At 65.5% G+C, this 19,563-nt stretch carries 18 protein-coding genes; 8 read left to right on the forward strand and 10 right to left on the reverse strand.

The features are described from left to right. Positions 1-545: 545 nt before the first annotated feature. Together ACFQRC_RS03065 and ACFQRC_RS03070 are read right to left on the reverse strand one after the other, a co-directional pair. Positions 546-872, reverse strand: coding sequence for an immunity 53 family protein (locus tag ACFQRC_RS03065; protein ID WP_379957625.1), 327 nt, complete (start codon positions 870-872; stop codon positions 546-548). Positions 873-993: 121 nt separating this feature from the next. Beyond that, positions 994-1,428 (reverse strand): hypothetical protein, encoded by a 435-nt coding sequence (locus ACFQRC_RS03070; RefSeq protein WP_379957627.1) that lies wholly within the window; start codon positions 1,426-1,428, stop codon positions 994-996. A 130-nt stretch (positions 1,429-1,558) separates the two neighbouring features. On the opposite strand from ACFQRC_RS03070, the gene hemF reads away from it, so the two are divergent. Then, positions 1,559-2,401 (forward strand): oxygen-dependent coproporphyrinogen oxidase, encoded by an 843-nt coding sequence (gene hemF, locus ACFQRC_RS03075; RefSeq protein WP_379957629.1) that lies wholly within the window; start codon positions 1,559-1,561, stop codon positions 2,399-2,401. Next, positions 2,392-2,985 carry a GNAT family N-acetyltransferase gene (locus ACFQRC_RS03080; RefSeq protein ID WP_379957631.1) on the forward strand — a complete coding sequence of 198 codons (594 nt, stop codon included), beginning with the start codon at positions 2,392-2,394 and terminating at the stop codon, positions 2,983-2,985. The genes hemF and ACFQRC_RS03080 overlap by 10 nt, the downstream gene beginning before the upstream one ends. Here ACFQRC_RS03080 and ACFQRC_RS03085 read toward each other — a convergent pair. Beyond that, positions 2,943-3,689, reverse strand: a complete 747-nt coding sequence (locus tag ACFQRC_RS03085) for a hypothetical protein (RefSeq protein ID WP_379957633.1) — start codon at positions 3,687-3,689, stop codon at positions 2,943-2,945. The genes ACFQRC_RS03080 and ACFQRC_RS03085 overlap by 43 nt on opposite strands. 98 nt (positions 3,690-3,787) lie before the next feature. Here ACFQRC_RS03085 and lipB point away from each other — a divergent pair, with 98 nt between their 5' ends. From lipB to ACFQRC_RS03100, 3 genes are all read left to right on the forward strand, one after another. Beyond that, complete coding sequence (lipB, locus tag ACFQRC_RS03090) at positions 3,788-4,438, forward strand: lipoyl(octanoyl) transferase LipB (protein WP_379957635.1); 651 nt, start codon at positions 3,788-3,790, stop codon at positions 4,436-4,438. A gap of 98 nt (positions 4,439-4,536) precedes the next feature. After that, positions 4,537-4,836 (forward strand): hypothetical protein, encoded by a 300-nt coding sequence (locus ACFQRC_RS03095; protein ID WP_379957637.1) that lies wholly within the window; start codon positions 4,537-4,539, stop codon positions 4,834-4,836. Positions 4,837-5,036: 200 nt separating this feature from the next. Further along, positions 5,037-5,717, forward strand: coding sequence for a hypothetical protein (locus tag ACFQRC_RS03100; protein ID WP_379957639.1), 681 nt, complete (start codon positions 5,037-5,039; stop codon positions 5,715-5,717). A 15-nt stretch (positions 5,718-5,732) separates the two neighbouring features. Here the strand turns inward: ACFQRC_RS03100 and queE are convergent, their stop codons facing one another. The 7 genes from queE to ACFQRC_RS03135 all read right to left on the reverse strand — a co-directional run bounded on the left by queE (position 5,733) and on the right by ACFQRC_RS03135 (position 12,403). Beyond that, a complete protein-coding gene (gene queE / locus ACFQRC_RS03105) occupies positions 5,733-6,359 on the reverse strand; it encodes a 7-carboxy-7-deazaguanine synthase (protein ID WP_379957641.1) in 627 nt (208 codons plus the stop codon). Next, on the reverse strand, positions 6,356-7,048 hold the full coding sequence (gene queC, locus ACFQRC_RS03110; protein ID WP_379957643.1) for a 7-cyano-7-deazaguanine synthase QueC: 693 nt from the start codon (positions 7,046-7,048) through the stop codon (positions 6,356-6,358). The genes queE and queC overlap by 4 nt, the downstream gene beginning before the upstream one ends. 162 nt (positions 7,049-7,210) lie before the next feature. Continuing rightward, entirely contained in the window at positions 7,211-7,648 is a 438-nt protein-coding gene (locus ACFQRC_RS03115; protein WP_379957645.1) for a DUF3617 domain-containing protein, read from the reverse strand. A 124-nt stretch (positions 7,649-7,772) separates the two neighbouring features. After that, on the reverse strand, positions 7,773-8,825 hold the full coding sequence (locus ACFQRC_RS03120; protein ID WP_379957647.1) for an Hsp33 family molecular chaperone HslO: 1,053 nt from the start codon (positions 8,823-8,825) through the stop codon (positions 7,773-7,775). A gap of 83 nt (positions 8,826-8,908) precedes the next feature. Beyond that, positions 8,909-10,099 carry an aspartate aminotransferase family protein gene (locus tag ACFQRC_RS03125; protein ID WP_379957649.1) on the reverse strand — a complete coding sequence of 397 codons (1,191 nt, stop codon included), beginning with the start codon at positions 10,097-10,099 and terminating at the stop codon, positions 8,909-8,911. Between the two features lie 107 nt (positions 10,100-10,206). Further along, the gene (locus ACFQRC_RS03130; RefSeq protein WP_379957651.1) at positions 10,207-11,034 is read right to left on the reverse strand and encodes an ABC transporter permease; all 828 of its coding nucleotides are present in this window, start codon (positions 11,032-11,034) and stop codon (positions 10,207-10,209) included. Positions 11,035-11,371: 337 nt separating this feature from the next. Continuing rightward, positions 11,372-12,403, reverse strand: coding sequence for a hypothetical protein (locus ACFQRC_RS03135; protein WP_379957653.1), 1,032 nt, complete (start codon positions 12,401-12,403; stop codon positions 11,372-11,374). 578 nt (positions 12,404-12,981) lie between these two features. Here ACFQRC_RS03135 and ACFQRC_RS03140 point away from each other — a divergent pair. The 3 genes from ACFQRC_RS03140 (at position 12,982) to rpoB (ending at position 19,438) form a co-directional block, all read left to right on the forward strand. Next, positions 12,982-14,169 (forward strand): toxic anion resistance protein, encoded by a 1,188-nt coding sequence (locus ACFQRC_RS03140; protein ID WP_379957655.1) that lies wholly within the window; start codon positions 12,982-12,984, stop codon positions 14,167-14,169. A gap of 125 nt (positions 14,170-14,294) precedes the next feature. Beyond that, positions 14,295-15,026, forward strand: a complete 732-nt coding sequence (locus ACFQRC_RS03145) for a hypothetical protein (RefSeq protein WP_379957657.1) — start codon at positions 14,295-14,297, stop codon at positions 15,024-15,026. Between the two features lie 248 nt (positions 15,027-15,274). Further along, a complete protein-coding gene (gene rpoB, locus ACFQRC_RS03150) occupies positions 15,275-19,438 on the forward strand; it encodes a DNA-directed RNA polymerase subunit beta (protein ID WP_379957659.1) in 4,164 nt (1,387 codons plus the stop codon). Positions 19,439-19,563: the final 125 nt, after the last annotated feature.

Below are 19,563 nucleotides of genomic sequence, written 5' to 3' on the forward strand. Positions count from 1 at the left end.
GCTTCGTCGGGTCCCGCCGGCCGCCGCCGCTCCGCCTGGGCCGAAACCGCGTGCGCCTCGTCCGACCCGGCGCGAAACGCCGGATCGCCCCGCGCCACGCGATAGAAGCTGTTCAGCGCATAACCGCCCGCCGCGGCCGCCTCCTGGCGCAGCGAGCCGGGGCGTAGAGCCGCCAGGAAAGCCGCCTTTGCCGCCGCCCCGATCGGCGCCTTCCACCGCCGCGAATCACCCTCCCCGCTCATCCGGGAGTTTAGAACATAAAAAGAACGAGTAGGAAAATAGTCCGGCCCTATTCCTCGAAACATGTAAGCGACTGTTCCCCGGCGAAAGCCGGGGTCCAGCCCAGCCGAGATCGCGCGCGATAGCGCGCATTCGACGCTTCGCGTCAAATCTGGACCCCGACGAGAAAGGCCGGTCGGCATCGACCACGAAGAGGACGAGCTGATCGAGATCGTTCGTGCCGCTGCTCGCCAGCTGCATCGCCCTTGACAGCCAGCCGCGAAGCGGCCCTTTTTGTTCGCTCAACGACTGGCGACGGGCCGTACTCAGGTGCCGTTCGCGGTTTGCTCGATCTGGCCCTCCGCCCAGGAGCGGAATGCCGAAATGAGGCGGCCGAGATCGCGCGGGCCACCCCAACCTTTGAACTTCGAGCCGTCGACCCGGCAAACAAGCCAAGGGACGTCGCCGTCTCCGCCCTGAACAGGCTCTTCCGCGTCAGGCACCCCTTGGTAAATTGGCGTGAAGTTTAGGCCTTCCAATGCGGTGCCATCCAGATCGATGGTCAGACCCCATCCGGGGTTGTCGAGCGTGTCGATCGTGACACCGAACTGGTGCTCCCAGTCCTCATCGCACTGCGCGAGATACCATTGCATCAACCAAAGTAGGTCATCTGGCGCGTTCATTCCGCTACAGTAGCGACCAGCCTCGAACATCCGCAATGAATTGCTGATTCAGTCGCTCATTGCCGGGAACCAGCAGGCACCCGACTCACCCCTAATGGATAGCAGACGGGAACGGTAAGAAGGAGCCGCGCCAGCCAGGGCATCGTTGTTTCGTGCGCCGCGTCCAAGTGGCGAAGAAGGTTTGGTACAGCCCTGCATCGTTCGCACGATAGACCGGAATGAAAGCCTCGACGAGTTTCACCGCGAAGCGCCAATCCTGGTCAGCCGATGGAGATACGGCTCCGAATCGTGCGGCCAGGTAGGCTGCGCCTCCCAGCCCCTGGGTGTGAGCCCATTCGTCCAATCCTCCCAGCTTCTCGTCGGCCTCGCCGGGATTAGAGCGATCCAGCAGCATCTGGGTAATGAACTCGGCGGAGCTCTCGGTCGCATCGCACTGGATGCTGCTCGTGATGCCCGCGGCAGCCGCTGACAGACAACCTTCGAGCGAGCTAGCAGCGATGACGATCAGCAGGGTACGACACTTCATGACGGGATGCTGCCATTGGCAGAGAATGTCCGCAATGGGCCCTTGCGGATTGCGCAATCCACGGGCGCGGGCCGCCGCGCGGCTTGCAAGCCGCGCCACACCACGGCATCGGGTCGCGCGGGAGTCACGGATGATCGAGCTGGACGAAGAACAACAAAGCGCTCGGGACTGGTTCGAGTCCTTGCGCGACCGCATCTGCGCGGAATTCGAGGCGGTCGAGCGGGAAGCCGAAAGCGGGGCCGCGTTCGACTATATCGAATGGGACCGCACCGACCCGGACGGAACCCCCGGCGGGGGCGGCGTTCGCGGGGTGATGAAGGGCGAGGTGTTCGAGAAAGTGGGGGTCAACGTCTCCACTGTCGGCGGCAGCTTCAGCCCCGAATTCGCCGCCACCATCCATGGCGCGGGCGAGGATCCGAGCTTCTTCGCGACCGGCATCAGCCTGGTCGCGCACATGGCCAATCCGCACGTCCCCGCCGTCCACATGAACATGCGCTTCCTGTGCACGACCAGACGCTGGTTCGGCGGCGGCGCCGACCTCAATCCGCCTATCCCCTATGAGGAGGATACGGCCGATTTCCACGCCCGCCTCCGCGCCGCCTGCGCCGCCCACGACCCGACTTATTATCCGCGCTTCTCCCAATGGGCGGAGGAGTATTTCTTCCTGCCCCATCGCGGCGTCCAGCGCGGCGTCGGCGGCATCTTCTACGACCATCTCGAAGAGCATTTCGACGGCAATTTCGCCTTCACCCGCGATGTCGGCGAGGCCTTCCTCGACGTCTTCCCCCGGCTGGTGCGCCGCCGCATGGACACGCCTTTCACCGACGGCGACAAGGCGCGGCAGCTCGAATATCGCGGGCGCTATGCCGAGTTCAACCTGCTCTACGACCGCGGCACATTGTTCGGCCTCAGGACCGGCGGCAATGTCGACGCCATCCTGATGAGCCTGCCGCCGATGGCGACATGGGCCTGATCGAGATTCCCGATGGCCATGTCGGCGCGGTGGTCACCTGTCTCGAAATGACCGAGCGGCCGCGGCCGCGGCCCCTGCCCGCCTCGCCGCTGCGGCTGAAAGCCTGGCCGGACATCGCGCCGGCCCAATATCGCCTGCTGTTCGAGCGGGTCGGCGGGCGCTGGCTCTGGGTCTCGCGGCTGGCGATGGACGATTCGGCGCTGGCCGCCGCTTTGGGCGAGGTCCACGCGGTGGTCGACCGCGCGGGCGTGGAGGTCGGGCTGGTCGAGCTTTCCTTCCGCGAGGAGGGCGAGTGTTTGATCGCCTTCCTCGGGCTGGTGCCGGAGCTGGCCGGCAAGGGCCATGGCGGCTGGCTGTTCGCGCGGACGCTGATGCTGGCGTGGCGCGAAGGCATCGCGCGCGTCCGGGTCAATACCTGCACGCTCGATCACCCGGCGGCGCTGCCCGCTTATCTCAAGGCCGGTTTCAAGGCCTGGCGGCGCGCCTTCGAGAGCTTTCCCGATCCGCGGGCCATCGGCCTGCTTCCAGCCGACGTCGCGCCTCAGATCCCGTTGCTGGGCGCCCCGGAGGCGAGCCGGCGGTAGAGCGAGGCGAGCAGCACGATGAGGACGGTGTTGAAGATCGTCCCGACGGCGGCATCGAGGATGAGCAGCAGCAAAGCGCCGATTCCGCCGCCGCCGGCCGCCTTGTCGAACAGGAGGAAGATCGAGCCGAAGACCGTGGTCAGCGCCAGGCTGACGATGAAGAAGGTGAGGACGACGATCAGGATCAGGCCGACCAGGGCCCAGCCATGTCCTTTCGTGACCGCGAAGCTGCGGCGGATGACGGCGATCGGCCCGCGGCGGCCCTCGGCGACGATCACCGGTCCGGTGAGCGCGACCCGGCCCATCACGTAGAGGCCCGGCACGATGAAGGCGAACAGGCCGGCCATCACGATCAGGCCCGACACCAGGGACACGAGGAAATAGAGCGGCACCAGCAGCAGCGCCGCCTTCAGCGCCGCGCCGACCGTCGGCCGGTCGTCGTCGAGCGCGAGGATCAGCAGAGCGAGGTTGCCGACGAAGCCGACGATGTTGACGACGAGCAGCAAAGGCCAATTCTCGTTGATGTGCGCCACCAGCATCGCCAGGGTCGGCCCCTCGCCGCCGCCGGCCGGCTGGGGCGCGAAATAGCCGGTGAGGACCGAAGGCAGGAACAGGAACACGCCGGCGACGGCGAGCAGCAGCGACGCATTGGCGCGCAGCAGCCTCGCCGCATCGTCCCAGACCGCGCTGTACGAAAATTTCATGTGCCGGAGCCCCTTTTCCTCCGCCGCCTTTGCCCGCGCGTGGACGGAGTTTCAAGCAAGGCTTGAAAGCCGGACCGATCTGTGGCCGAAGCCCGGCCATGGCGACGGCGGACCTGGAATGGCGGATCACGCCCGGCCTCACCCCTTATCCGGGCGCGCTGGCCGAGATGGAGGCGCGGGCGGCTGCGATCCGGGACGGCGGCGCGCGCGAGCTGGTCTGGCTGCTCGAGCATCCGCCGCTCTACACCGCCGGCACCAGCGCCGACCCGGCCGAATTGTTCAACCCCGAGGGCTTTCCCGTCTTCGACGCCGGGCGCGGCGGCCGCTACACCTATCACGGCCCCGGCCAGCGGGTCGGCTATCTGATGCTGGACCTCGACCGGCGGGGGCGCGACGTGCGCAATTTCGTCCACGCGCTGGAGGGCTGGCTGATCGGCGCGCTGGCCGGGCTCGGCGTCGAGGCGTTCCGCGCGCCGGGGCGGATCGGCATCTGGGTGGCCCATAAGGGGACCGAGGCGAAGATCGGCGCGATCGGCGTGCGGGTGCGCCGCTGGGTCACGCTGCACGGTTTCTCGATCAATGTGGCTCCGGAACTTTCCCACTTCTCAGGGATAGTGCCATGCGGTATTGCGGAGTTTCCAGTGACCAGCCTCGACGAGATGGGGGTGTCCAACGGGCAGAAACGTTTCGATCTGGCACTGAAACAGGGGCTCGACCATTTTCTATTCTCTCTCGGGGGGAGAATATAGAAGGCTTGAGAGCCTTCCTCTTTCCGTCTATTGTGCAAACCGGTTTGGCAAAAAAGGGGGGCCACCCCACCCAAGCCATCAATCTAGGGAGTTTCTAAATGCGTGACCTTCTCAAGACCGTCCTGACCTCGTCGCTGGTTGCCGGCGCGGCCCTCCTCGTCGTCGCCTGCGACAGCGGCGCCGACACCGAAGTCAACAACATGGCGGTCGACATGACCACCACCGATCCGATGATGGATGGCACCACCAACGACGTCACCGCCGTCGACGGCGCCATGGGCACCGACGCCAACATGGCGATGGACGCCAACATGACGATGGATGCCAACATGACCGACGCCAACATGGGCGCCGACATGAACATGGGCACCGACGCCAACATGACCAACGGAATGTAATTCCGACCCGTCATTCTGGTTTGGAAAGGCCGTCCGGAACCCCCGGGCGGCCTTTTCTTTTGGCGTCGTGTCCCGGCCCACCGCCGAGCCGTGCCGCGAAGGCGACAGAAAACAAACCATATTCTGGATTGCCCCGGGCGCCCCGTTAAGCATAGGGACAGGGGGAGCGGCCAACATGGCCGCCGGCTGGAGGGGTTTGGATGCGCGTGAAATTGGCTGGAAACTGGGGTCGGGCCGCATGGACGGCGGCCGCCGCGATCGCCCTGTCGGTCTCGCAGGCGGCGCCGGCGCAGATGTTCATCACCGATCCCGGCTTCGCCAAGGGGCCGGTCGAAGGCAGCGATCCGCTGGTCGGAATCCCGGTTCCGGGCGCCACCGCCGCCGAATATCGCGCCCACCTGCTGTGGAACCTGCGGGCCGGGCTGAACGTCGCCGCGCTCCAGTGCCAATTCTCGCCCTATCTGCGCGCGGTCGACAATTATAACGGCATATTGGCGCACCATTCGAAAGAGCTGGCCGACGCCTATTCGACGATGAACGCCTATTTCAAGCGCGTCCACGGCAAGGAAGGCCAGAAGCGCTTCGACGATTATACGACCTCCACCTACAATAATTTCTCGACGCTGCAGGCCCAGTTCGGCTTCTGCCAGGTCGCGAGCGACATCGCCAAGGCGGCGCTGACCCAGCCCAAGGGCCAGTTCTACGTGACCGCGCAGCAGCGGATGCGCGAGTTGAGGAGCAGCCTGGTCCCGACCCACGACCGCATCGCCGTCTACAATCCCCAGCTGATCCGGATGCCCGTCCTTCCCCCGCTGGACGAGGATTGCTGGCGGCGCGACCGGCTTCGGGAAAGCTGCATGACGGCGGTCGCGGGGCGCTAAAAGCCGGCAGCGACCTTAGGGCAATCCCAGCAGCTTGTGCGCCTGGAGGCTGAGCTTCCAGCGCGGATCGCGCATCGCCAGGTCGATCGCGGCGGCTTTCGCGCCTTCCGCGTCGGCGCAATCCATCGGCTGGACCAGATGATGGTCGAACGCCCAGGTCGCGAGCTCGCCGGGATCGATCTCGGGTTGCGGCCAGACCAGCTTCAATTCGTCGCCCGAGCGTTGGACGATATTCGTGCTCCCCTTCGGGCTGACGCAGATCCAGTCGATCCCCGGCGGCGCGGCAAGCGTGCCGTTGGTCTCCACCGCGATCTCGAAGCCATGGCCGTGCAAGGCGTCGATCAGGGGCGCGTCGAGCTGGAGCAGCGGCTCGCCGCCGGTGATCACGACCAGGCGGCGCCCTTCCCCGCCCCACAAGGCCGAGACCTTGCCGGCCAGCGCGGCGGCGTCGTAGCGACCGCCATTCTCGCCATCCAGGCCGACGAAATCGGTATCGCAGAAGCTGCATTGCGCCGTCGCCCGGTCCTGCTCCCGCCCGGTCCACAGATTGCAGCCGGCGAAACGCAGGAAGACGGCGCGGCGCCCCGCCTGCATCCCCTCGCCCTGGAGGGTCAGGAAGATTTCCTTGACCGCGTAGCTCACGGACGCACCGCATAATGCGTCGGGTCGGGAAGGCCGGCTTCGGCGAACCCCTTGGCCCTGAGGCGGCAGGCGTCGCACAGGCCGCAATGCTCGCCCGCCGCGGTCGGATCGTAGCAGGACCAGCTGAGGCCGGCGTCGAGGCCGAGCCGCGCCGCCTCGGCGGCGATGTCGGCCTTGCTCATGTGGAGCAGCGGCGTCAGAACCGAAAAGCCATCGCCCTCCACCCCCGCCCGGGTGGCGAGGTTGGCGAGCCGCTCGAAGGCGGCGACGAAATCGGGACGGCAATCGGGATAGCCCGAATAATCGAGCGCGTTGACGCCGATGAACAAGGCGCGGGCGCCCGCCGCCTCGGCCCAGCCGAGCGCGAGCGACAGGAAGATGGTGTTGCGCGCCGGCACGTAGGTGACGGGGATCACGCCCTCCTCGGCCCCGGCCTTGGGCACGTCGATGTCGGCGGTGAGCGCCGAGCCGCCGAAGCCGGTGAGATCGAGCGGCAGCACGATGTGCCGCTCCGCGCCCAGCCGCGCGGCGATCCGCCCCGCCGCCTCGATCTCTATGCGGTGGCGCTGGTTATAGTCGATCGTGAGCGCGAGCAGTCCGAATCCCTGCTCCCGCGCGATCGCGGCGGAGACCATCGAGTCGAGCCCGCCCGAGAGCAGGACGATGGCGAGAGGAGGGCTGCGGGTCATGGAAGGCGGCCCTCTAGGCCGCGGCGCGGGCGCGCGCAAGGCGCCCAAAGAAACGGGCCGCCCGGTGCGGACGGCCCAGTTGAGGCCGTGAAGCCTGCTAGGGAGGAAAGCGTGCCCAACTCGGCACGATGTCCTTATACCCGGTCCATGGTAAACAGAGGGTTAACGGCGGCCGCTGACACGATTTCCCTGGCAGGCGCCGGTCCGCCGCGCCTCGAGCCGGTAGGCGAAGGGCGCGTTGCCCGAGATTCCCTGGGTGTCGATCTGAACGAGGCGCGGCGTTTCCACCCGTAGCGTCGTGCGGCCGAAGCCGTTCGCCGGGCAGGTATAATGGACCGTGGCGCCGGCGGCGTCGTTGGCGATGACCAGCCGCGAGCAAGGCGAATTGCGATGCTGGACCTGCATCAGCACCGCGGGGTCGGCGACGCAGATCGAAGCCGGCGCCGAGCGATCGTCGTCGAGGTCGCGCAATTGCCACAGGCCCGGCTCCAGCCCGGCGAGCGCGCTGAGGCGGCCCTGCGTCAAGGCAGGCGCCGTCATCGATGCGGCCGCGCCGAGGACGATCAACGCCCGGCACAATGCGCCGTTCAACCTAGTCATCGCGGCACTCCAAACCAGCAGGCATCCCCACGCCCGCGCCCGATCGCGGCTGGCCCACCGTGCCACGAACCCCCTTTGTAGCAGATTTGCTCGCTCAAATCGACGGACTCGACACCCGGCGCGTCTAAGCTTCCAGGTCGCTGATCGAGATCGGGAAAACCCGCGAGCAGAACTCGCAGTCGACGCTGATGAAGCCGTCCTGGTCGACCATGTCGCTCCGCTCCTCTTCTCCGAATCGGGAGATGACGCCGCGTATATGTTCGAAATTGCAGCGGCAGCCCTTTTCCAGCGGAATCCCCGCCAGCACCCTGATCTCCTCCTCTTCGTGGAAGAGCCGCCAGAGCAGGGTCTCGAACGGCAGGTTCGGATCGACCAGCTCGCCCGCCTTGATCGTCTCGGACAATGCCCGGACATGCTCCCATTCGGGATGGTCGAGACGAGTATGGAGCCGGTCGCGCCCCTCCTCTCCTTCGGGGAGATGCTGGACGAGGATGCCGCCGGCGACGTGGCCGGTATCGTCGACCGCCAGTCGGACCAGGCTCGGTATCTGCTCCGACTGGCTGAAGAAGCTCTGCGCCGCCTCGGCCAGCGATTCGCCTTCGAGGGGCACGATGCCCTGATAGCGTTCCCCGCTCGCCGCCTGATCGAAAGTGATGGCGAGATAGCCCTTGCCGAACAAGGCGAACAGCGACGGCAGGCTGTGCATTTCGGCGAGCCGCTCTTTGTCGAACCGGACATAGCCGCGCAGCTCGCCGCCTTTATAGTCGCAGACGAGCAGGTCGATGATCCCCGCCTCGGTCTGCGCCTGGAGCGTGAGCTGGCCGCCGGCATCCTTGAGCATCGCCCCCAGCAGGGCGGTGAGCGTCAGCGCCTCGGAGAGGATGCGCGCGATCGGCGCCGGATAGGCGTGGGCGGAGAGGACCTCGTCGAGCACCGCGCCGAGCCGCACCAGCCGGCCGCGGGCGTGGCGGGCGGGAAGGGTGAAGCCCACCGCCTCGTCGAGATGGGCGGTCAGCGTCGCGGTGGATTGGTCGGAGGTCATGATGCCGATGTAGGGAGCGCAGCCGGCATGTCGAGTATCCGCGCTCGGATCGATCCCCTTACCGTTCGGGCTGCGCTTGTCGAAGCGCTGCTTTTCCACCAGCCCGGGGCGCTGGCCACCGGCACGAAACCGCACTCGCTCATCCTGAGGAGCCGCTGAGCTTGGCGAAGTCCCTCCTCAGGATGAGCGGAGACGATTCGGATTTCGCGCTCTAATGTTCAGGCAGCCGCCTTGGGCGCCTCGTAGCGGCGCGCCGCCTCGGACAGGCGCTCGACGAACTCGGTCACATGCGCCTCCTCGATAATGAGCGGTGGCAGCACACGCAGCACATTGTCTCCTGCGGCGACGGCGAGGAGGCCGTGTTCGCGCAGGTAGCTGACGAAGGCACGGCTGTCGGTCTTCATCTTGACCCCCAGCATCAGGCCGAGACCGCGCACGCTCTCGAACAGATGGTCGTGATTGGGGATCATCTGCTCCAGCGCGCCGCGCAGCCGCTCGCCCATCCGGGTCACGCGCTCCAGGAATTCATCGTTGGCGACGATGTCGAACACCGCCTGCCCCGCCGCACAAGCGAGCGGGTTGCCGCCATAAGTGGAGCCGTGGGTGCCGATCACCATCCCCGACGCCGCTTTCTCGGTGGCGAGGCAGGCGCCCATCGGGAAACCGCCGCCAATGCCCTTGGCCGAGGCGAGGATGTCGGGCTCCACGCCATAATGCTCATAGGCGTAGAGCTTGCCCGTGCGGGCGACGCCGCACTGGACCTCGTCGAACACCAGCATCAGGTCGTTCGCGTCGCATATCTCGCGCAGGCCCTTGATGAACTCCTGGCTGGCCGGGCGGATGCCGCCCTCGCCCTGGATCGGCTCGACCAGGAAGCCGGCGCTATGATCGTCGACGGCGGCGCGGGCCGCTTCGAGATTGTCGAACTCGACGACGGTGAACCCGGGCAGCAAGGGCGCGAAGCCGTCGCGCAATTTCTCTTGGTTCGTGGCGCTGATCGTCGCCATCGTGCGGCCGTGGAAGGCGTTGGAGAAGGTGATGAGAGTGTGCTTCTCGGGCTGACCCTTGGCATGATGGTAGCGGCGCGCGGTCTTGATCGCGCACTCCACCGCCTCGGCGCCCGAATTGGTGAAGAAGACGGTGTCGGCGAAGGTCAGGTCGACGAGGCGCTGGGCGAAGGCCTCGCCCTGCGGGCTGCCATAGAGATTGGAGACGTGGATCAATGTCGCCGCCTGCTCCTGGATCGCCTTGGTCAGATGCGGGTGACCGTGGCCGAGCAAATTGACCGCGATGCCGCTCGCGAAATCCAGATATTTCTCGCCCTGCTCGCCATAGAGATAGACGCCCTCCCCCTTTACCGGCCGCACCGGCGAGCGGGGATAAACGGGCATGAGCGGCGTGATCGGCATGGGGGGCTCCTGAAAGGCGGCGGTAGCGGGAAAGGCGGCCCCGAAAGGCCGTCCCTTCGCCGTCCAATAGGAGAGAAGCGACTCGCCGGTCAACTTGACCGACGCCCCTAATTCTTGAGCTTCCAGCCCGAGCGGAGCAGCCAATAGCACAAGGCGCCGAGCGCGACGTTGATCGCCAGCAGCAGGACGGCGCCGAACACGACGGGGGAGTCGGCGATGCCGAGGAAACCGTAGCGGAAGCCCGAGATGATGTAGAAGAAGGGGTTGGCGTGGCTCACCGCCTGGAAGACGGGCGAGAGGCTCTCGATCGAGTAGAAGGTGCCCGAGAGCAGCGACAAGGGCGCGACCACGAAGTTGGTCACCGCCGCGGCGTGATCGAACTTCTCCGCCCAGATCGATGTGATGAGGCCGAGGAAGGCGAGCATCGCGCTCCCCATCAGTCCGAACCAGACGACCGCGCCGATATGGCTCGGCACGACATCGACCCCCGGGTAGAAGAGCATGATCAGCCACACCGCGCCGCCGACCAGCAAGGCGCGGGTCACGGACGCGCCGACCAGCCCGGCGATCAGCTCGCCCGTCGACAGCGGCGGCATCAGATAATCGACGATATTGCCCTGGATCTTGCCGACCAGCAAAGAGAAGCTGGCATTGGCGAAGGCGTTCTGGATCATGCCCATGACGATGAGGCCGGGCGCCAGGAAATCGGCGAACGGCACCCCCATCACCTCGCGCCCGGCGCGGCCCAGGGCGACGGTGAAGATGACGAGGAACAGCAAGGTGGTGATGGCCGGCGCCCAGATCGTCTGCAGCTGCACCTTGAAGAAGCGCCTTACCTCTTTCAGGTAGAGCGTCTTGAGCCCGCCCCAGTTGACGCCCCTGATGACGGCGGTGCCGGGCTCGGCGCGCATCCAGTTCGAGGGCCGGTCGTTCATCGCGCCGTCGCTAGAGCCGGACGGCGAAGGGAGCAAGCGGCGTTTGCGATGGAGGCGGGGGTGTGGATGGAATTGAGGTTAGTGTTTCCCGGAACTGGCGCGGCCAAACGCGGTGCCGGGCGGAGGGAAGCGGGGGCGGAGCAGCGGATCGGCGAGCATCGGCTTCTCCCGAGCGGAACGCGGCGCATGGTAGCATCGGCTCCGCCCGATGGCGAGCGGCGGGAATTGAGGTTAGTGGCTCCGGAATTGTGAGGGGCGGGAATTAAGTATAGTGTCCCCGGAATTATAGTGTCCCCGGAATTACTGTTCCCGGAATTACTCGGAATTACTAGATGGATCAGCCGTAACCGACGAAATCTGTATGCTCTATCACGGTACCCGGTGGGAGAGTCAGGAACACGTTGAACGTTTGCCCCCCTGAGCCATCCGGGTCATATCTCACCCAGCCTGAATCCGGATCGTAAATGACGCGGTCATTTGCATCCTGTGCCTCTGTGCCGATCACGAACGACTCAGGGTCAAGAGCCCCCTCCTCTATCTGGGTGAAAACTGCGCGATCCAGGAATACCGCGTCGTCCGTGGATGAGAAATCCACGATGCGATCGGCGAAGGAACTGAGTTCTTCAAAATAGAAGCCGTCATTTCCGACACCCCCGAAGAGTCTGTCATTTGCTCCTCCCCCATAAAGGCTATCGTCACCGGCCCCGCCGATCAGGGCGTCGCGCCCCAATTCCCCTTTTATGACGTTATTCGCATCGTTGCCGACGATTCGGTTATTGAAGCCATTTCCGGTTCCGTCGATAGCGTCGGAGCGGATCAGGACCATGTTCTCAACGAATTCGCCGAAAGCAGACCCGGCCAGCGTGTAGCTGACCGTTGTGCGAACCGTGTCGATGTCCGATCCATCTTCCTCGATGGTGTCGCCGGGATTATCCACGAAATAGGTATCGCTGCCCCAGCCGCCGCTCATGAAGTCGGCGCCTTCGCCGCCGTTGAGGACGTTGGCGACGCGGTCGGCATTGTCCTGGTCGGCGATGATGCGGTTGTCGAGGTCGTTGCCCCGGCCGCTTTCCGCCGTGCCGGTCAGCCTCAGATTCTCGATCCCGCGCTGCAGCCGGAAGGAGACCGAGGAATTCACCGAGTCGATGCCCTCGCCGGCGAACTCGCGGATGCGGTCGAGCTCGCTGTCGACGAAATAGACGTCGCCTCCGGCGCGGCCGACCATCAGGTCGAACCCGCTGCCGCCATTCAGCCGGTCGTCTCCCGCCCTCCCGCGAAGCAGGTCGTCGCCGCCGAGCCCGCGCAGTTCGTCGTCGAGAATCGTGCCGAGCAATGTGTCGTTGCCGGATGTGCCGTCGATCATAGCCATGGCCGGAACCTTTCCAATTGCGTGTGGCACAAGAGCACGACTTCGAAGATTTTCAAAGGCCCGCCCCCTTGCGACCGTGTCGCTCCACAATTCCGGGGACACGCAATTCCGGGGGCATGATCCCTTTCGATGCCGCGCCGGCTCCCTCGGTCGGCGGCTCCGGAGACTCTCACTCCAGCCCCAGAAGCCGTAGCCCTATTGGCTGACCCCGGGGCCGCCCGTGTACGCCCTTGACGGGGCGATGAAGAGCGTCAGCCGCGGTCGCGAGGCGCGAAGGGCGTGCCCGCGAGGATTTTCCTACACGCGCGCTTCGTGCCACCATGATCGCGGCGGCGAGTCGGGCCGCCTTGGCTCCTTGAAAGTATAGAGAAGTTGCCACGGCTTCGCCCGGTGGACGCCTCACCTCGCTTTTCCGCGCCGAGGGCCGAAAAAAGCCGCCTCACCCCAGGAACTTCGTGAACTTCGCCGAGCCCGCGCCCCCGCCGACGTGACTTATCGAAATAACACAGCATAAGCTCTTGCGCTTCGCCCCGTATGTGCCCCATCTTCGCCAAGAGAGGCGGAGAAAGGGGAATCCGATGGCGACCGAGACCAAGCTGAAGCTGGAAGCGCCCGACGCGCTCGCGACCGTGCAGCCGCAGGAGGCCGCCGGGCTGGTGCCGCTCAAGGAGGAGGAGCGGACCGCGCTGGAGCTGAAGGTCGATTCCTTCGTCGACGACCTGGTCGCGACCGACGCCAACAGCCCCGAATTCGGCAAGAAGATCGACCAGCTGACCTCGATGGGCCGCAAGGAGATCGCCGAGGCCGCCGGCCATTCCAACCGCTTCCTTGACCGGCCGGTCAAGGCGATCGACAGCGACACCGGCATCGGCGCCGATCTGACCCAGCTCCGCAAGACGGTCGAGGAACTCGATCCGGGCCGCCAGGGCAAGCTCACCGGGCGCAAGCGCTTCCTCGGCATCATTCCCTTCGGCAGCAAGCTGCAGGGTTATTTCCGCCAATATCAGTCGGCGCAGAGCCATATCGCGGCGGTCCTCGCGCGCTTGGCCTCGGGCAAGGACGAGCTGCTGATGGACAATGCCGCCATCGACACCGAGCGCGCCAATCTGTGGAAGACTATGGGCCGCCTCGAACAGATGATCCACATCTCCAAGACGATGGACGCGCGGCTGGAGGAGAAAGCGAACGAGCTGGACGCCACCGATCCGGCCAAGGCCAAGGCGATCCGCGAAACCGCGCTTTTCTACACCCGCCAGCGCACCACCGACCTCCTGACCCAGATGGCGGTCAGCGTGCAGGGTTACCTGGCGCTCGACCTCGTCAAGAAGAACAATGTCGAGCTGGTCAAGGGCGTGGACCGCGCCTCCACCACGACCGTCTCGGCCCTGCGCACCGCGGTCACCGTCGCCCAGGCGCTGACCAACCAGAAATTGGTGCTGGGGCAGATCACCGCGCTCAACACCACCACCGCCAACATGATCGATTCGACCGGCACATTGCTCAAGCACCAGTCGGGGGAGATCCACAAGCAGGCGGCGTCCTCGACCATCCCGCTGGAGACGCTCCAGCGCGCCTTCCAGAATATCTACGACACGATGGACACGATCGACCGCTTCAAGCTCGAAGCGCTCGGCAACATGAAGCAGACCGTCACCGTGCTCACCAGCGAGGTCGAGAAGAGCCGAGGCTATATCGCCCGCGCCGAAGGGGTCGAGCAGAACCGGCTCAGCGGCTCCGCCTCGCCGCTGACGGCGCTGGAGGGGTAATAAGTGAGCCGTGCCACCTTCATCTTCGCGTCATCCCAGCGAAAGCTGGGATCTCCCTTGCTCCTGAAAGGAAAGGAGATTCCAGCTTTCGCTGGAATGACGGGGATGGATCGGGAGGGGCAAGGATGACCCGTCACCCCCGCGGCGTCGACCAGGCAATCGCCCGCTTCGACGAGATGGCCGCCCGGCTCGACGGCCATTTGCCGGCGGCGACGCGGCGCCGGGTGGGACGGAGCGCGCGCGCGGTCGGCCGGCGCCTCGCCAATATCGGCATGGCGATCGGCGCCCTCATCGTCGCGACCATCGCCTTCGGCCTGTTCGTCTCGCCGATCGGCTGGACCGGCCTCTTCCTGGTCGCGATGGCGATCATGTGCATCCTGGTCTTCTTCTCGAGCTGGTCCCCCGAGCCCAAACGGGTCGAATATAGCGAGCAGCTCCCCAACAAGGCGGTGGTGCGGCAGCTCGACACCCTGCTCGTTCGCCACCGCCCCGCCCTCCCCGCTCCCGCCGCGCGCACCGTCGACGCGATCAGCGCGCAATTGCCTTTGCTCGAATCCCGCCTGGCCGAGGTCGACCAGCTCGATCCCCTTGCCCAGGATGCGCGGCGGCTGATGGGCAAGCATCTGCCCGACCTCATCGACCGCTACGAGAAGGTGCCCGCCGCCTATCGCCACGAGCGCGACGGCGAGGGCCTGACGGTCGACGAGCGCCTCGCCTCCGGCCTCGAAGCGGCCAAATCGGCGCTGGACGATCTCGGCCGCAAGCTGGCGCATGAGGATCTGACCGCGTTCGAGACGCAGGGGCGCTTCATCGAGAGCCGCTACAAGGACAATGACGGCGCCATCCAGGGCGACTGAATCGGCGCGGCGGGGCCTTTACATGCCCCCTGCCCCGCCCTATATCGCGCCCATCACCACAGCCTTTCGGGACATGATGCGCCGTCGCGCAGCGCATCGTACGCATGGATCGGCTGAGGTTTCATAGACGCTGAAGCTGCCGTTTTCGCATCGAGAACGCGCGGCTTTTTGCGTTTCCGCGCACCTGAATCAGGACTGGACCCCGGCTTGTCGCCGGGGAACGGCAGGCAGACGAGGCGAATTTTTACATGGCGACCAAGGCAGCTCCGGCGACGGAACAGCGTTCCACCGCGTCCAAGCGCATCCGCAAGATTTTCGGCAACATCCACGAAGTCAGCGAAATGCCGAACCTCATCGAGGTTCAGCGCGAAAGCTATGAGCAGTTCCTCCGCTCGCGGCCGCAGGACGGCTATGTGTCGGGCCTTGAAAAGACGCTCCGTTCGGTCTTCCCGATCCGCGACTTCGCCGGCACCGCCGAGCTGGACTTCGTCCATTACGAGCTCGAAGATCCCAAATACGACACGGACGAGTGCCGCCAGCGGGGCATGACCTATGCCGCGCCGATGCGCGTCACCTTGCGCCTGATCGTGTTCGAGGTCGATCCCGATACCGAGACCCGCTCCGTCCTCGATATCAAGGAGCAGGACGTTTATATGGGCGACATGCCGCTGATGACGAAGAACGGCACGTTCATCGTCAACGGCACCGAGCGCGTCATCGTCAGCCAGATGCACCGCTCGCCGGGTGTGCTGTTCGACCATGACCGTGGCAAGACCCACGCCTCTGGCAAATATCTCTTCGCCGCCCGCGTCATCCCCTATCGCGGCTCGTGGCTCGATTTCGAGTTCGACGCCAAGGACATCGTCAACGTCCGCATCGACCGGAAGCGCAAGCTGCCGGTGACGGCCCTGCTGCACGCGCTCGGCCTCACCAGCGAGGAAATCCTCGACGAATTCTACAACAAGGTGACCTTCGTCCGCGGCGCGGGCGGGTGGCAGATTCCTTACGTCGCCGAGCAATGGCGCGGCCAGAAGCCGGCCTTCGACGTCGCCGACGGCAAGTCGGGCGAGGTCGTCTTCCCGGCCGGACAGAAGATCACGCCGCGCGGCGCCAGCAAGGCGGCCAAGGACGGGCTGGAGCAATTGCTCATCCCGACCGAGGAGATTTTCGGCCGCTATTCGGCCTATGATCTCGTCAACGACAAGACCGGCGAAATCTATATCGAGGCCGGCGACGAAGTGACGCCGGAAAATCTCGAGAAGCTCGACAAGGCCGGCATCGACCGGATCGAACTGCTCGACATCGACCATGTCAATGTCGGCGCGTGGATGCGCAACACCCTGAAGGCCGACAAGGCCGAGGACCGCGACCAGGCGCTCTCGGACATCTACCGCGTCATGCGCCCCGGCGAGCCGCCGACGCGCGAGACCGCCGACGCCTTGTTCGCCGGCCTGTTCTTCGATCCGGAGCGCTACGACCTGTCGGCCGTCGGCCGCGTCAAGCTCAACATGCGCCTCGACCTCGATGCCGAGGACACGGTGACCACGCTTCGCACCGAGGACATCCTCGCCGTGGTGAAGACCCTCGTCGATCTGAAGGACGGCAAGGGCGAGATCGACGACATCGACAATCTCGGCAACCGCCGCGTGCGTTCCGTGGGCGAGCTGCTGGAGAACCAGTATCGCGTCGGGCTCCTGAGGATGGAGCGCGCCGTGAAGGAGCGGATGAGCTCGGTCGACGTCTCGACCGTGATGCCGAACGACCTCATCAACGCCAAGCCGGCGGTCGCCGCGGTGCGCGAATTCTTCGGCTCGTCGCAGCTCTCGCAGTTCATGGACCAGACCAACCCGCTCTCCGAAGTGACGCACAAGCGCCGCGTCTCGGCGCTCGGGCCGGGTGGCCTCACCCGCGAGCGCGCGGGCTTCGAGGTCCGCGACGTCCATCCGACCCATTATGGCCGCATCTGCCCGATCGAGACTCCCGAAGGCCCGAACATCGGCCTGATCAACTCGCTCGCGTCGTTCAGCCGCGTGAACAAATACGGCTTCATCGAGACGCCCTACCGCAAGGTCGTCGACAACAAAGTGACCGACGACGTCGTCTATCTGTCGGCGATGGAGGAGGCCAAGCACACGATCGCGCAGGCCAATGCCGAGCTTCTGGAAGACAAGAGCTTCGGCGAGGAAATCGTCTCCAGCCGCCAGGCCGGCGAATTCCTGATGGCGCCGCGCGACATCATCACCCTGATGGACGTCAGCCCCAAGCAGCTCGTCTCGGTCGCAGCCTCGCTCATTCCGTTCCTGGAGAATGACGACGCGAACCGCGCGCTGATGGGTTCGAACATGCAGCGGCAGGCGGTCCCTCTGGTCCGCGCCGAGGCGCCGTTCGTCGGCACCGGCATGGAGGAGACGGTCGCGCGCGATTCCGGCGCCGCCATCGGCGCGCGTCGTTCGGGCATCGTCGATCAGGTCGACGCCACCCGCATCGTCATCCGGGCGACCGGCGAAGTCGATGCCGGCAAGTCGGGCGTCGACATCTACACGCTGATGAAGTTCCAGCGCTCGAACCAGAATACCTGCATCAACCAGCGTCCGCTGGTGAAGGTGGGCGACGTGGTCAATGCCGGCGACGTCATCGCCGACGGCCCGTCGACCGAGTTCGGCGAGCTGGCGCTCGGCCGCAACGTGCTGGTCGCGTTCATGCCGTGGAACGGCTACAATTATGAGGATTCGATCCTCATCTCCGAGCGCATCGTCAAGGACGACGTCTTCACCTCGATCCATATCGAGGAATTCGAAGTCATGGCCCGCGACACCAAGCTCGGGCCGGAAGACATCACCCGCGACATCCCCAATGTCGGCGAGGAAGCGCTGCGCAACCTCGACGAGGCGGGCATCGTCTATATCGGTGCCGAAGTGGAGCCGGGCGACATCCTGGCGGGCAAGATCACGCCCAAGGGCGAGAGCCCGATGACGCCGGAGGAAAAATTGCTCCGCGCCATCTTCGGCGAGAAGGCGTCCGACGTTCGCGACACCTCGCTGCGCCTGCCCCCGGGCGTCGCCGGAACGGTGGTCGAGGTCCGCGTCTTCAACCGCCACGGCATCGACATCGACGACCGCACCCGCGCGATCCAGACCGAGGAAAAGGACCGACTTCGCAAGGACGCCGACGACGAGCGCACCATCCTCAAGCGCGCCACCTTCTCGCGGCTTCGCGAGATGCTGGTCGGCCAAACCGCCACGGCGGCGCCCAAGGGCGTCAAGAAGGGCGTCGAGATCGACCAGGAGCTGCTCGACGGCGTCGAGCGCTTCGAATGGTGGAAGTTCGCGGTCAAGGACGACAAGGTCCAGGGCAACCTCGAAGCGGTCAAGGTCCAGTATGACGACGCCGAAGCCGTCATCAAGGCCAAGTTCGACGACCGCGTCGAGAAATTGGAGCGTGGCGACGAGCTGCCGCCGGGCGTCTTGAAGATGGTCAAGGTGTTCGTCGCGGTGAAGCGCAAGCTCCAGCCCGGCGACAAGATGGCCGGCCGCCACGGCAACAAGGGCGTCATCAGCCGCATCCTGCCGATCGAGGACATGCCGTTCCTCGAGGACGGAACCCATGCGGATATCGTGCTCAACCCGCTCGGCGTGCCAAGCCGGATGAACGTCGGCCAGATTTTCGAGACCCATCTGGGCTGGGCCGCGCGCGGCCTCGGCAAGCAGATCGGCGCGATGCTGGAAGAGATGCACGACAAGGGCAAGGACATCGATCCGAAGGACGTCAAGGGCGTCCGCGCCAAATTGAAGGACATCTATGGCGAGCATTATGACGGCGACATCGATGCCCGCGACGACGAGCAGGTGATGGAGCTGGCGTCCAACCTGGTCGGCGGCGTTCCGATGGGCACTCCGGTGTTCGACGGCGCTCGCGAGGCGGACGTGTCGGCGATGCTGCGCATGGCCGGGCTCGACGAGAGCGGCCAGGTGACGCTCTATGACGGCCGCACCGGCGACGAGTTCGATCGCAAGGTGACGGTGGGCTATATCTATATGCTGAAGCTCCACCATCTCGTGGACGACAAGATCCACGCGCGCTCGATCGGGCCGTACAGCCTCGTCACCCAGCAGCCTTTGGGCGGCAAGGCGCAGTTCGGCGGCCAGAGGTTCGGTGAGATGGAGGTCTGGGCGCTCCAGGCCTACGGCGCCGCCTATACCTTGCAGGAAATGCTGACGGTGAAGTCGGACGACGTGATCGGCCGCACCAAGGTCTACGAGGCGATCGTCAAGGGCGACGACACGTTCGAGGCCGGCATTCCGGAGAGCTTCAACGTGCTCGTCAAGGAGATGCGGTCGCTCGGCCTCAACGTCGAGCTCAACACCACGATCGACGAGAATGGCGAGGACATTCCGGCGATCGCCGCGGAGTAAGAACAGCCCCTCTCCCCTTGCGGGAGAGGGACAGGCGCGAAGCGCCAGGGTGAGGGTCTGGAAATGGCCATGCCCTCACCCTCCCACCGCTCTTCGAGCGGCGGGCCCCTCCCTCTCCCGAAATG

The sequence above is a fragment of the Enterovirga sp. GCM10030262 genome, from assembly GCF_042666435.1.
GTDB lineage: Bacteria > Pseudomonadota > Alphaproteobacteria > Sphingomonadales > Sphingomonadaceae > Allosphingosinicella.